Raw genomic sequence first — 14,906 nt, 5'->3', positions numbered from 1 at the left:
ACAAAGTCCCTTCAGATTTGGCGAAACGATAGCACAAGGCCTGCCGCTCAGAAATGTGCGCTACGTCACACTTGCTCGAGCATCAAACCGGAGATCCGTCGCACCCTGCGCGCCACCGCCTCTTCGAAAACGCCGGTGCGCGGCTCGATCAGGCTGAAACAGTGCTTGGCGCGGGTGATACCGGTATAGACCAACTCCTTGGTGAGCACCGGGTTCAATGCATCCGGCAACACCAAGGCCGTATGGCTGAACTCCGAGCCCTGGGACTTGTGCACGGTCATGGCAAACACCGTTTCCACCTCGTTGAGCCGGCTCGGCAACACAAAACGCACCCCGCCTTTGCCATCGTTGCGCGCAAAGGCCACGCGCAGTACCGGCTCGCCCAGATCATCCGGCAGACGCAAGGCAATGCCGATGTCGCCGTTCATCAGGCCCAAGCCATAATCGTTGCGCGTGACCAGCACTGGCCGGCCTTCATACCAGGGTTGCTGGTTGTCGATCAGCCCGGCGTTGCCAAGCACACGCGCCACACGTTCATTCAGACCCGCAACCCCCCAAGGGCCCTTGCGCACTGCGCAGAGCAACTGGAAGTGCTCGAAACTCTGCAGCACCTTGCTGGCCCACTGCTCCCAGCGCGGGTCATCGACGGGCGTGCCAGGGGGCGGACGATGACGACCAATGGCACGCAGATAGCTGCGGTAACCCTGGGGCCCATCGTCGCCACGGCCCAGGCCGTCCAATAGCAAGCGATCAAAAGCCCGGTCCTGTTCACCGCGCAGGGTCAGACCGAACACATCGCTCGGCGGCAGGGTCAGCAGATCACGCGCCTGCTGTGCCTGCTGGCGGTTGACCAGGCGGGCCAGCTGGCCGATGCCGCTGCCTTCGCCGAAACGGCGCGAGTAACGCAACATCACCACCTGCTGGGCCAGCGGATTGCGCTGCGCATCCCCGGGCGTGAGACCACAGCCCTCCAGCGATTGGCCGCCGACTTGCTCCAGCCAGGCCCGGGTAGCCGGGGAATAACAGCCCTCCTCGGCATCGCGACACAAATCACCCAACACCGCGCCGGCCTCGACCGAGGCCAACTGGTCCTTGTCGCCCAACAGCACCAGACGTGCCTTGGGCGGCAAGGCGTCGAGCAGGTTGGCCATCATCTCCAGGTCGATCATCGAGGCTTCGTCGACCACCAACACGTCCAGCGGTAACGGGTTGCCCGTATGGTGGCGGAAGTGCCGGGACCCCGGTCGGCTGCCCAGCAGACGGTGAACGGTGCTGACCTCGGTCGGGATCTGTGCGCGCACCTCACCGCTGACCTTCAGCCGCTCGACCTGCTGGCCGATCGACTCGGTCAAGCGGGCAGCGGCCTTGCCGGTGGGCGCCGCGAGGCGAATGCGCAAAGGGCGCCCCCTCTCCACGGCAGGCGCCTGCAACAACGCCAGCAAACGCACCACGGTGGTGGTCTTGCCGGTGCCAGGGCCGCCGGTGATGATGCTGAACGCCGCCCGCGTGGCCAGCGCACACGCAAGTTTCTGCCAGTCCACCTGCCCTGCCGGGGCGCCGCCTTCGAACAAGTGATCAAGCCGTGCGGGCAGATCCGCCGGCATGGCTTCGCTCTGGGTCAGGCGCTGGCGCAAGGCGTCGTCGATGCGCCGCTCATAGCTCCAGTAGCGGCGCAGATAGAGACGCTGGCCGCTGAGCACCAGCGGCCGGGCACCTTGCCCCGGGCTATTGCCCGCGGCCACCAGAGGGCTGGCGGCAATGCGCTGCAGCCAGGTGTCCAGGGGCAGGCTGGCGAGCAGTTGCGAGGGCAGCAGCAAAGGCCCGGCCAGTGCGTCGCCCTCCGGCGGCAGCGACAAGGCGAAATCAGGCTCGGCGAGGGTCTGCTCCAAATCGAGGCAGACATGACCATGGCCCAACTGATGACTGGCCAAGGCCGCTGCCAGCAATAACAAGGTGTCGCTGCCAGGGGCGCGCTCTTCGAGAAAATTCACGAAGGCACGGTCCAGTGCCCGCAGCCAGCCTCGCTCGACCCAGCGATCGAGCAGCACCAGCAGGTCACGGCTCTCGCGCAGGGGCGCCAGAGCCGTCAGTTGTTCGGCATCTACAGGGGTAGGCAAGAGGTCATCGAGGCATCGGCTCATGGCGCGACTCCGGCAAACAGGTCCTGCTGTTCCGGCTCATGGGCACCGCGGAACAGCGCATCGAGCGCCTCGATCAGCGCCCGCGGCGGCTTGGCGAAATACAAGCCATGGCCGGCGCTGTCGGCACCACGCAGGAAGATGAACACAGCACCGCCCACATGACGGTCGTAATCGTAGTCCGGCAACCGAGCCCGCAATTGGCGATGCAGGGCCAGCAGATAGAGCACGTACTGCAGATCGTAGCGATGCTCCAGAATCGCCTGCTCCATGGCCAGGCCGTTGTAGGCCTGGGTGTCCGGACCGAGCCAGTTGGATTTGTAGTCGGCCACGTAGTAACGGCCGTCCAACTCGAATGCCAGGTCGATGAAGCCTTTGAACATGCCGTTGAGCACCGTGGGCAACGCCGCAGGACGCGCCGCTGCGCCATGGGTATGGCGGGCGACCAGATGGTCAAGGCGCACGGCATCCACTTGATGGCTGGCGAACCAGAACTCCATCTCGATCTGATAGTGACGCAGCTCGGCGAGGATCAGGCTCGGGCCGTCGGCGTGCAAGGGAAGCGGCTGGCTCAGCAACTGCCCCAGCCACTGCTCCAAGGCGGGAATCCAGCCGGTCCAGCCCCGGCGGTTACAACGTTCCCCCACGGTGCGCTTGATCAAATCCGGCTTGCCGCTGACCTCGGCGAACCCTTCCCGGCCGGCCCACTCCAGCAGGCCGTGGAGGAAGGTGCCGGGGTTCGGCCCGCGAGGGAAGCGGTGAATATCGCCGCCCTCGGCGGGCACCTCACGCAATGCCTGGGTATCGACTATTTCGTCGTCCAGCAATTGCTGGGCTTGGGAACTGTCGGCGCTCAAGGTCTGATCACCGACTCGCAGGGCACTGTAGGAGGCGATCCACCAATGCTCGGCGGCGGCCCGCCGTGGCTTGCGCGCCGGCAACAGCTCGCGCTCGTCACGAGGGGGGTGGTAGCGCTGGGCGTCGGCTTCGGGCAGTACGCTGCATGTGATGTCCGCACTCGAGCCCTGCAACTGCGCAAGCCATTCGCCCAGTTCGCTGGAAGCTGCCAGAGGCAAGCCTGCGCCGAGCAGATAGCCCAGAGCACAGCGGTGCAATTGCGAGGTCTTCTGACTGCCGCGCTTGAGGTCGGCGACACCCAGCCAGCAGGCATACTGTGCACGGGTCAGGGCCACGTAGAGCAGGCGCAGATCTTCGGCCAGGCGTTCATCATCGGCGCGGGCGATCTGTGTTTCGTCGGGTGTCAGGGTGAGGTGGATCCGGCCTTGGCTATCGTGCCAGGTCAGAGGCAGGCGCTGACCATCCACCGGTTTGCTGGTGCAGATGAACGGCAAATAGACCAAGGGGTATTCCAGCCCCTTGGATTTGTGGATGGTCACTACCTTGACCAGTTGCTCGTCACTTTCAAGGCGCAGGATTTGCTCTTCGCCGGCGTGACCAGCATTGGCCAGGTGTTCGGCCAGGTGGCGGATCAAGGCCTGCTCACCGTCCAACTCACTCGCCGCCTGCTGCAGCAACTCCGCCAGGTGCAGCAAGTTGGTCAGCACCCGCTCGCCGTCGCTGCGGGCCATGAGCATGCGCGGCAGCTGGAAGTCATGCAGCAGGCGGCGCAGCATCGGCAACACGCCCTGACGCTGCCAGGTCTCGCGGTACTGACGAAAACGCATGACCCAACCTTCCCACACGCGCTCGTCCTGGTTCAGGCGGTCCAGATCGGCGAGTGGCAGGTCGAGGGTCAGGCTGGCCAGGGCGCCCTTGAGCAGACGCTCGGAATCCGGCTCGGCACAGGCCTTGAGCCAGACCAACAAGTCATGGGCTTCTTGGGCGGCGAAGACCGAGTCCTTGTCCGACAGATACACGCTGCGTACATCGCGCGCCGCAAGCTCGGCGCGTATCAACTGGGCCTCTCGGCCATCGCGTACGAGGATGGCGATGTCCGACGGCAAGCAGGGGCGAAGCGTGCCCTGGCTGTCGAGCAGTCCGCTCACGCCTTGCTGGCCGCCATTGAGCAGGCCGACGATATGACTGGCGCAACTGGCCGCCAGTTGCTGGCGGTAGAGCGTGCTGGAGACCGGCTCCTCGCTTTGCAGTTGCCAGCATTGCAACGCCGCAGCGGGCTGGCCGTCGATCATCAATCGCTCATCGCGCCCCTTGGCACGGACCTCGACGAAGGGCAAGGGGTTGTCCTGGCCCTCGCGGAACAGGAAGGCGCCGCGCCCCTGGCGGCGCTCTTCGGCCTGGAGAAACACGCGATTGACCGCCGTTACCATCGCCTGGCTGGAACGGTAGTTGGTATCCAGACTGTGCAAGCGCCCTGCCGTGGCGCGGCGGGCGGCCAGGTAGGTGAAAATGTCGGCCCCACGGAAGGCGTAGATCGCCTGCTTGGGATCGCCAATCATGAACAGACCGGTCTCTCTATGGTTCTCGCTGATCCGGTAGATGCGCTCGAAGATGCCGTATTGCACCGGGTCAGTGTCTTGGAACTCGTCGATCAGCGCTACCGGGAACTGCTCGCGAATCAAACCGGCCAGACGCTCGCCAGACTCGCTGGTCAACGCTTGCTCCAGACGCAAGAGCATGTCGTCAAAACCCATCTCGGCGCGCTTGCGCTTCTCCACCTCGAAACGGGCCGACACCCAGGTCGCGGCGTGCTCCAGCAGCCGCGCATCGGGGCTGGCCAGCCCCTGCAATTGCTCACGCAGGCTCTGCATGGCATGCAGGGCGGGATGATCAGGCGGCTCGCCGGACTTCCAGGCTTCTGCCATGCCCGCAGGCGTCAGTCGGGTGAAACCGGTGCCCAAATCCAGCTCAAGTACTTGATCGTCACCGGCCCAGGCCCGGAGCTTGTCGAACCAAGGCTCGAAGAAGCGTGCCTGCAGCTTGCGGCCGTCCGCCAGTTTTCCGGCCACAGCCGCCTGGCAAATCTGGTGCAGTTCATCGGCCCATTGCCCCCAGGGCGCCTTGAGCTGGCACAGCTGCGCGGCCCGCTCGCGCAAGGCCTGCTCGATCAACGCTTGCGGCTGAGCATCATCCACCTCACCGCGCACCCGCCCAAACAATGGGCGGATACGTGGCAGCAACGCGTCGGGGCTGCCCCACTGGTTGCGTACCCAGGCCAGGGCTTCGCCTTGCATGCTGTAACAGAAACGCCGCCAGTAATCGCGCATGACCTGACCCAGCAACTCGCTGTGATCGGTCTCCAGGCTCTGGGTGAACAAGCTTCCGCTGTCGAAGGCGTGCTCGCGCAACATACGCTGGCACCAACCGTGGATGGTCGATACCGCGGCTTCGTCCATCCACTGGACCGCAACGTCGAGGCGACTGGCGCAACGCGCCCACTGCTCGGCGGGATAATCATCGCGCAACATCTGCAGCAGCGGATCAGCTTCGGCCAGCTCACCGCGGAAGAACCGTGCCGCTTCGGCCAGGCGAGCACGGATCCGCTCACGCAACTCTTTGGTGGCAGCGTCGGTGAAGGTCACCACCAGGATCTGTGGCGGCAGCAGCTCACGGCCAAAGCCTTGCTCGCCGCCATGGCCTAGGATCAGGCGCAGGTACAACGCCGATATGGTGAACGTCTTGCCGGTGCCAGCACTGGCCTCGATCAGTTGGCTGCCGTGCAATGGAAAGCTCAGGGCCAAGGGGCGGGCCTGGGTCATGCGGCATTCTCCGGATTGCCCAGGGTCTGCCAGGGCGCTGCGAACAAGGGGCGGTACAGGGTCTCGCACCAACCTTCGAAGGTTTCATCGGCGCACAGCGCGGCGAAGTCAGGGAACTGACGTGCCAAGGCAAGGCTCTCGCCGCGCTCGCCGGTGGTGTTCTGCCCATCGCCCTCGTAGGCGCGGACTGCTGAGGCCAGGGCTTTGTCCGGATCGCTCTGGGCCAACCAGGCGAACGCGGTCTTGGCGGCCACGGGCAGCGGCGCATTCATGGCCGCCTGGCGAGCCACGATCAGGTCGCCCAAAAGCTCCGCCGCCTGGGGCTGCGGCAGCGGGTCGAGCAACAATGTCAGGTCGCTGGCGACCATGGCGGTATGCAATGGATAGCCTGCGGCACAGGCCGCCAGATGTACGACCCAGGCAGGGATCAGGCGATGCCATTTACGGCTATTGCGTCCGGCACTTAGGGTGTTGGGTACGGTGGTGATGCTCAGAAGGCTCAGGTCCTGGGCTTGGTACACCCTCCCCAACCAGCCTTCCAGACGCTGCGTTGCGTGGTCGAAATGAATCGGCAGCGCCCCATCGACCACGGTTGGCCAACGTTGCAGCAACTGGCGATGACGCTGCAGCAGGTCAGGTAGGGGTTGGATCAGCTCGGCCTGGAGGATTTCGCCGAACCCCGCCAGCGGCAGCAGGCCGCAAGCCTGAAGGCGACGAGCCTGGCTCAGCAGCGCGTGATCGGCGTTGTCGGGATCGGCCAGCGCGGCGCCGAGCAGGCTTTCGCTCAGCCCGTAGCGCTGCAAAGCATCGAGCACGAAGGGTTCTTCATCCGGCGTTGGCGTTTCCAAGGCCTCGAAGAACACTTTCAGACGCTGACTGAAGAAGTGCCGCACAGGGTGACGCAGAAAATCCTGCAACTGGGTGAGGCTCAACGCCTCCTCGGCTACATAGGGCGGCAGCGTGTCACGACAGGCCACAGGATCCGTGTCGAGCTGGTGCAATACCTGCCACTCATGGGCGTAGCTGAACAACGCGCTGCCTTTCTGGAAATAACGTTGGCTGAAGGGTTGGAGGGGATGCTCCTGGGTCAGGGCATGCAGCAACTGCTCACCAGGGTTTTCCCGCAGTCCCTCCTTGGCGCCCGCCAGACGCCAACCTGCGGCGAGGTGGTCGCGCAACTGGCCGATCAACACCGATGCGGGACGCTCGCTGTTGTCACGAATGCTGCGCCCGACCCAACTGATGTAGAGCTGGTCACGCGCCGAGAGCAGGGCTTCAAGCAACAGGTAACGGTCATCTTCACGACGGGAGCGATCACCAGGGCGGTAGTCGCTGGCCATCAGATCGAAGTCCAGCGGCGGCTGGGCACGTGGGTAGTCGCCGTCATTCATGCCCAGCAGGCACACCACCCGGAAGGGGATCGCGCGCATGGGCATGAGCGTGCAAAAGTTCACCGAACCTGCCAGGAAACGTTGGGACAACTTGCCTTGGTCCAGCCCCGACAACCAGGCCTCACGAACCACCGTTAGCGGCAACACGTCTTGCAAGCCAACCGCTTCGCACGTGGCCAACCAGGTGTCGCGCAAATCCTGCAGCTGCATCAACAGGAACTCGTCCTGCTCATCCTCGGCGAGGAAGAACACTTGTAGCAGCGCTTGCAGACGCTCGCCCCACTCGCGCGCCGTAGCCGGCTGCGACAAGGCTTCGCATGCCACATCGAGCGCGTCGAGCAGGGCCACGAGCGGGCCGATCAAGGCAGCATCGAGGCCACCGATTTCATCATAGGGCTCGATCTCGTCGAAGCCCTCCCCGACACCGACGGCATACCCCAGCAACATGCGTCGCAGGCCAAATCGCCAGCTGTTCTGCTCCAGGCCTTCAGGCAGTCCCAGGGTCGCACGTTGTTTGGCGCTCAGTCCCCAGCGGATGCCGGCGCCCTCGATCCAGCGATGCAAGGTCGGCAAATCGCTCTGTGCGATGGCAAAGCGCGCACGAAGCGCAGGGACGTCCAGCAGGTCGAGCACTTCGCTGACGGCAAAGCGACTCTCGGGCAACTTGAGCAGATGCTCCAGAGCGATCAGCAGCGGTTCTCGACCACGCTGGCCTTGGTCGGTGAGAGTGAAAGGAATGTAGCGAGGGTCGTTGCGCTCAAGTTGGCCGAAGACCGCGCGGATATGCGGTGCATAGTCGTCGATGGCCGGCAGCATGACGATGACATCACGCGGGCGCAGCGTGGGATCTGCACTGAAGCGGGCCAGCAACTGGTCATGAAGAATCTCCACTTCTCGCTGCGGACTGTGGGCCACATGGAAGCGCACCGAGCGATCCTTGGCGGGATCGACAGGAGCCCACTGCTCGCGGGTTTCGGCCAGTGGGCGCAACTCGAGAATGTCATCCTGCAACTGGCGAAGCAGGCAGTTTGGCTCAGACTCTTGGAAAAGGTCGATGCGACCCTCGCTGAATACACCGCGGTAGCTGCCGGGGTCATCATAACTGTCGAGAAGGTTGATGTAGTCACGGCCCTGCTTGCCCCAGGCAGCCAGTAATGGATGAGCATGCTGATGCAGGCTTTCGTCATCCAATTGCAAGGGGGTGCCGTGCTTGCGCTGCTGACGCTTGTACTGATGACGTAGCAGGTCCTTGTCTGCAACGATATCTGCCCAATGATGGCGGCATGGGTTATGCACGCACAGCAGCACCTGACTGAAGCGAGCAAGCCCCGCCAGCGCCTCGAGTGCTTGGGCAGGTAAGGACGAAATGCCGAAAACGATCACCCGTTTGGGCAAGCCGGAGGGGGCTTGGTCCAGGCTGTTGATACGTTCGATGAAACGCTGGTGCACCCCGGCGCGACTCTGCGCCATGCCCGCCTCGCCGACATCCTCGAGCAAAGCTCGCCATAGCTGCGCCTGCCAGCGATTACCGACCGGTAAGGGCTTGCGTTCGCCACGAGCGCTATTGAGCACATGCTCGCCTACTGCCCAATCCTTGAGCCAGTCGGCGCGATAGACTTGGTATTGGTCGAACAGGTCCGCCAAGCGCTCGGCCAATTGGTAACGCTTGCGCAGATCACCATCGTCCGTGAGGAAACGGCGCAGCGGTTCGAAATGGGGGCGCTCGATCAACTCAGGAAGCAGGCGCATCACGCGCCAAGTGAGGGGAGCTTTGTCCAGCAACGAAACCTCAGGAATTTCATCGCGCCCCAGAACACGGCGATACAACTGCCACATGAAACTGCCCGGCAACTGGACATCGATAGCAGCCGCAATCCCACATCCGCCTTGATCGCCCTCCTGCGGGTCTTCGGCCAGGGCCAACTTGAGCCATTGGGCGATGCCATTGCTTTGAACCAGCGCGATCTCGTTCTCCAGCGGTGCCAAGGGATAACGACGCATCACACCCACTACCAGATGGCGCAAGTCATCCAGACGGTTGCCTTGAACGATCATGAAACCTGGATGCAGGGAGGATGTGTCGGTCATTGAGCGTCTCAGCCGGGGAGGTTCTGGTAGGGAACCATATCACAGGGGCTGCGCATCGCCCGAGGTGTTGCAGGCCCCATATCGCTGTAGGAAGCGCCTTTCTGGAAAGTACTGATTGGGCTGCCAATATAGGCTGCAGAAAAGACAAAACCCCTACCTGCTCGCGCAGATAGGGGTTTTGCGAAATGAATCTTGACGATGACCTACTCTCACATGGGGAAGCCCCACACTACCATCGGCGATGCATCGTTTCACTACTGAGTTCGGGATGGGATCAGGTGGTTCCAATGCTCTATGGTCGTCAAGAAATTCTGTTGCCAGACTGTCTCATGACACTCCAGCCAATTCGGATATGTGATCGTTGTGGTTGCGAACTTTCGGTTCTCTCCACCACCGCAATCTGCAGAAGCAAATTGCTTGGGTGTTATATGGTCAAGCCTCACGGGCAATTAGTATCGGTTAGCTCAACGCCTCACAGCGCTTACACACCCGACCTATCAACGTCGTAGTCTTCGACGGCCCTTTAGGGGATTCAAGATCCCAGTGAGATCTCATCTTGAGGCAAGTTTCCCGCTAGATGCTTTCAGCGGTTATCTCTTCCGAACATAGCTACCCGGCAATGCCACTGGCGTGACAACCGGAACACCAGAGGTTCGTCCACTCCGGTCCTCTCGTACTAGGAGCAGCCCCTCTCAAATCTCAAACGTCCACGGCAGATAGGGACCGAACTGTCTCACGACGTTCTAAACCCAGCTCGCGTACCACTTTAAATGGCGAACAGCCATACCCTTGGGACCGGCTTCAGCCCCAGGATGTGATGAGCCGACATCGAGGTGCCAAACACCGCCGTCGATATGAACTCTTGGGCGGTATCAGCCTGTTATCCCCGGAGTACCTTTTATCCGTTGAGCGATGGCCCTTCCATACAGAACCACCGGATCACTAAGACCTACTTTCGTACCTGCTCGACGTGTGGGTCTCGCAGTCAAGCGCGCTTTTGCCTTTATACTCTGCGACCGATTTCCGACCGGTCTGAGCGCACCTTCGTACTCCTCCGTTACTCTTTGGGAGGAGACCGCCCCAGTCAAACTACCCACCATACACTGTCCTCGATCCGGATCACGGACCTGAGTTAGAACCTCAAGGTTGCCAGGGTGGTATTTCAAGGATGGCTCCATGAGAACTGGCGTCCCCACTTCAAAGCCTCCCACCTATCCTACACAAGCAAGCTCAAAGTCCAGTGCAAAGCTATAGTAAAGGTTCACGGGGTCTTTCCGTCTAGCCGCGGATACACTGCATCTTCACAGCGATTTCAATTTCACTGAGTCTCGGGTGGAGACAGCGCCGCCATCGTTACGCCATTCGTGCAGGTCGGAACTTACCCGACAAGGAATTTCGCTACCTTAGGACCGTTATAGTTACGGCCGCCGTTTACCGGGGCTTCGATCAAGAGCTTCGCTTGCGCTAACCCCATCAATTAACCTTCCGGCACCGGGCAGGCGTCACACCCTATACGTCCACTTTCGTGTTTGCAGAGTGCTGTGTTTTTAATAAACAGTCGCAGCGGCCTGGTATCTTCGACCGGCATGGGCTTACGGAGCAAGTCCTTCACCCTCGCCGGCGCACCTTCTCCCGAAGTTACGGTGCCATTTTGCCTAGTTCCTTCACCCGAGTTCTCTCAAGCGCCTTGGTATTCTCTACCCGACCACCTGTGTCGGTTTGGGGTACGGTTCCCAGTTATCTGAAGCTTAGGAGCTTTTCTTGGAAGCATGGCATCAACCACTTCGTCGCCTAAAGGCAACTCGTCATCAGCTCTCGGCCTTGAAATCCCGGATTTGCCTAAGATTTCAGCCTACCACCTTAAACTTGGACAACCAACGCCAAGCTGGCCTAGCCTTCTCCCGTCCCTCCATCGCAATAACTGGAAGTACAGGAATATTAACCTGTTTTCCATCGACTACGCTTTTCAGCCTCGCCTTAGGGACCGACTAACCCTGCGTCGATTAACGTTGCGCAGGAAACCTTGGTCTTTCGGCGTGCGAGTTTTTCACTCGCATTGTCGTTACTCATGTCAGCATTCGCACTTCTGATACCTCCAGCAAGCTTCTCAACTCACCTTCACAGGCTTACAGAACGCTCCTCTACCGCATCACCTAAGTGATACCCGTAGCTTCGGTGCATGGTTTGAGCCCCGTTACATCTTCCGCGCAGGCCGACTCGACTAGTGAGCTATTACGCTTTCTTTAAAGGATGGCTGCTTCTAAGCCAACCTCCTAGCTGTCTAAGCCTTCCCACATCGTTTCCCACTTAACCATGACTTTGGGACCTTAGCTGACGGTCTGGGTTGTTTCCCTTTTCACGACGGACGTTAGCACCCGCCGTGTGTCTCCCATGCTCGGCACTTCCAGGTATTCGGAGTTTGCATCGGTTTGGTAAGTCGGGATGACCCCCTAGCCGAAACAGTGCTCTACCCCCTGGAGTGATACATGAGGCGCTACCTAAATAGCTTTCGAGGAGAACCAGCTATCTCCGAGCTTGATTAGCCTTTCACTCCGATCCACAGGTCATCCGCTAACTTTTCAACGGTAGTCGGTTCGGTCCTCCAGTCAGTGTTACCTAACCTTCAACCTGCCCATGGATAGATCGCCCGGTTTCGGGTCTATACCCAGCGACTAAACGCCCTATTAAGACTCGCTTTCGCTACGCCTCCCCTATTCGGTTAAGCTCGCCACTGAATATAAGTCGCTGACCCATTATACAAAAGGTACGCAGTCACCTAACAAAGTAGGCTCCCACTGCTTGTACGCATACGGTTTCAGGTTCTATTTCACTCCCCTCTCCGGGGTTCTTTTCGCCTTTCCCTCACGGTACTGGTTCACTATCGGTCAGTCAGTAGTATTTAGCCTTGGAGGATGGTCCCCCCATGTTCAGACAAAGTTTCTCGTGCTCCGTCCTACTCGATTTCATTGATAAGAGACTTTCGTGTACGGGGCTATCACCCACTATGGCCGCACTTTCCAGAGCGTTCCACTAATCTCAAATCAACTTAAGGGCTGGTCCCCGTTCGCTCGCCACTACTAAGGGAATCTCGGTTGATTTCTTTTCCTCAGGGTACTTAGATGTTTCAGTTCCCCTGGTTCGCCTCTTGCACCTATGGATTCAGTACAAGATACCTAGGTTATCCTAGGTGGGTTCCCCCATTCAGAGATCTCTGGATCACAGTCTGTTTGCCGACTCCCCAAAGCTTATCGCAGGCTACCACGTCTTTCATCGCCTCTGACTGCCAAGGCATCCACCGTATGCGCTTCTTCACTTGACCATATAACCCCAAGCAATCTGGTTATACTGTGAAGACGACATTCGCCGAAAATTCGCATGTTGCTCAATAAAGAGCAGAACTCACAAATTTTACCTTAGCCTGATGGCCCACCAGTGAAAGTGGTCATCAGTCTATCTATCACATATCCGAATTTTTAAAGAACGATCTGACAAAAGTCAGAAATCAACATTCACATTGGAATGTTCATTTCTAAGTTCTGCAGGTAACGGCAAGTGGTGGAGCCAAGCGGGATCGAACCGCTGACCTCCTGCGTGCAAGGCAGGCGCTCTCCCAGCTGAGCTATGGCCCCGTAGTCATCTGCACCAAGCTAATGGTAGGTCTGGGCAGATTTGAACTGCCGACCTCACCCTTATCAGGGGTGCGCTCTAACCAACTGAGCTACAGACCTATAACAGGGTCGCGTTACAGCATCGTCTTCTTCAAGGAATCAAGCAATTCGTGTGGGAGCTCATCAGCAGGCTGATGTCTTCGATTAAGGAGGTGATCCAGCCGCAGGTTCCCCTACGGCTACCTTGTTACGACTTCACCCCAGTCATGAATCACACCGTGGTAACCGTCCCCCCGAAGGTTAGACTAGCTACTTCTGGTGCAACCCACTCCCATGGTGTGACGGGCGGTGTGTACAAGGCCCGGGAACGTATTCACCGCGACATTCTGATTCGCGATTACTAGCGATTCCGACTTCACGCAGTCGAGTTGCAGACTGCGATCCGGACTACGATCGGTTTTGTGAGATTAGCTCCACCTCGCGGCTTGGCAACCCTCTGTACCGACCATTGTAGCACGTGTGTAGCCCAGGCCGTAAGGGCCATGATGACTTGACGTCATCCCCACCTTCCTCCGGTTTGTCACCGGCAGTCTCCTTAGAGTGCCCACCATGACGTGCTGGTAACTAAGGACAAGGGTTGCGCTCGTTACGGGACTTAACCCAACATCTCACGACACGAGCTGACGACAGCCATGCAGCACCTGTGTCAGAGTTCCCGAAGGCACCAATCCATCTCTGGAAAGTTCTCTGCATGTCAAGGCCTGGTAAGGTTCTTCGCGTTGCTTCGAATTAAACCACATGCTCCACCGCTTGTGCGGGCCCCCGTCAATTCATTTGAGTTTTAACCTTGCGGCCGTACTCCCCAGGCGGTCAACTTAATGCGTTAGCTGCGCCACTAAAATCTCAAGGATTCCAACGGCTAGTTGACATCGTTTACGGCGTGGACTACCAGGGTATCTAATCCTGTTTGCTCCCCACGCTTTCGCACCTCAGTGTCAGTATCAGTCCAGGTGGTCGCCTTCGCCACTGGTGTTCCTTCCTATATCTACGCATTTCACCGCTACACAGGAAATTCCACCACCCTCTACCATACTCTAGCTCGCCAGTTTTGGATGCAGTTCCCAGGTTGAGCCCGGGGCTTTCACATCCAACTTAACGAACCACCTACGCGCGCTTTACGCCCAGTAATTCCGATTAACGCTTGCACCCTCTGTATTACCGCGGCTGCTGGCACAGAGTTAGCCGGTGCTTATTCTGTCGGTAACGTCAAAACAGCAAGGTATTAACTTACTGCCCTTCCTCCCAACTTAAAGTGCTTTACAATCCGAAGACCTTCTTCACACACGCGGCATGGCTGGATCAGGCTTTCGCCCATTGTCCAATATTCCCCACTGCTGCCTCCCGTAGGAGTCTGGACCGTGTCTCAGTTCCAGTGTGACTGATCATCCTCTCAGACCAGTTACGGATCGTCGCCTTGGTGAGCCTTTACCTCACCAACTAGCTAATCCGACCTAGGCTCATCTGATAGCGTGAGGTCCGAAGATCCCCCACTTTCTCCCGTAGGACGTATGCGGTATTAGCGCTCCTTTCGGAACGTTGTCCCCCACTACCAGGCAGATTCCTAGGCATTACTCACCCGTCCGCCGCTGAATCAAGGAGCAAGCTCCCGTCATCCGCTCGACTTGCATGTGTTAGGCCTGCCGCCAGCGTTCAATCTGAGCCATGATCAAACTCTTCAGTTCAATACTGCTTGGGTTTTTAAGAAACCCTAAACTTGGCTCAGCAATCTCAAATGACTATGTGATTTCTCGCATGGCCACTTGTGATGCTGATAATCTTGGCGACGATCAGTCCGTACTCACAAGCACCCACACGAATTGCTTGATTCGATTGTTAAAGAGCGAGTTGGTTAAGCGCTTTGCTCAACCGAGGCCGCGCATTCTACGCTTTCCTCTAAGCCTGTCAAGCGTTTATTTTGAAGTTTTTCCGAGAAACCCGTTCAAC

At 59.4% G+C, this 14,906-nt stretch carries 3 protein-coding genes, 2 tRNA genes and 3 rRNA genes; all 8 read right to left on the bottom strand.

Annotated features, from left to right (window positions below; genetic code table 11):
* Positions 1-65: 65 nt before the first annotated feature.
* The 8 genes from recD to AB1N67_RS03220 all read right to left on the bottom strand — a co-directional run bounded on the left by recD (position 66) and on the right by AB1N67_RS03220 (position 14,644).
* Complete coding sequence (gene recD / locus AB1N67_RS03255; protein WP_197853205.1) at positions 66-2,141, bottom strand: exodeoxyribonuclease V subunit alpha; 2,076 nt, start codon at positions 2,139-2,141, stop codon at positions 66-68.
* Complete coding sequence (recB, locus tag AB1N67_RS03250) at positions 2,138-5,815, bottom strand: exodeoxyribonuclease V subunit beta (protein ID WP_182817114.1); 3,678 nt, start codon at positions 5,813-5,815, stop codon at positions 2,138-2,140. The genes recD and recB overlap by 4 nt, the downstream gene beginning before the upstream one ends.
* Positions 5,812-9,294 carry an exodeoxyribonuclease V subunit gamma gene (recC, locus tag AB1N67_RS03245; RefSeq protein WP_367863528.1) on the bottom strand — a complete coding sequence of 1,161 codons (3,483 nt, stop codon included), beginning with the start codon at positions 9,292-9,294 and terminating at the stop codon, positions 5,812-5,814. The genes recB and recC overlap by 4 nt, the downstream gene beginning before the upstream one ends.
* Before the next feature lie 190 nt (positions 9,295-9,484).
* A 5S ribosomal RNA gene (rrf, locus tag AB1N67_RS03240) occupies positions 9,485-9,600 on the bottom strand.
* Between the two features lie 122 nt (positions 9,601-9,722).
* Positions 9,723-12,613 (bottom strand): 23S ribosomal RNA (locus tag AB1N67_RS03235).
* Between the two features lie 234 nt (positions 12,614-12,847).
* A tRNA-Ala gene (locus AB1N67_RS03230) sits at positions 12,848-12,923 on the bottom strand.
* 22 nt (positions 12,924-12,945) lie between these two features.
* A tRNA-Ile gene (locus AB1N67_RS03225) sits at positions 12,946-13,022 on the bottom strand.
* An 85-nt stretch (positions 13,023-13,107) separates the two neighbouring features.
* A 16S ribosomal RNA gene (locus AB1N67_RS03220) occupies positions 13,108-14,644 on the bottom strand.
* The 16S, 23S and 5S rRNA genes sit together here with 2 tRNA genes alongside, the layout of an rRNA operon.
* Positions 14,645-14,906: the final 262 nt, after the last annotated feature.

Source organism: Pseudomonas guariconensis (assembly GCF_040822035.1).
Classification (GTDB): Bacteria; Pseudomonadota; Gammaproteobacteria; order Pseudomonadales; family Pseudomonadaceae; genus Aquipseudomonas; species Aquipseudomonas guariconensis.
Note: the sequence above shows the minus strand (reverse complement) of the source record. Positions and strands in the feature narration are given on the sequence as shown.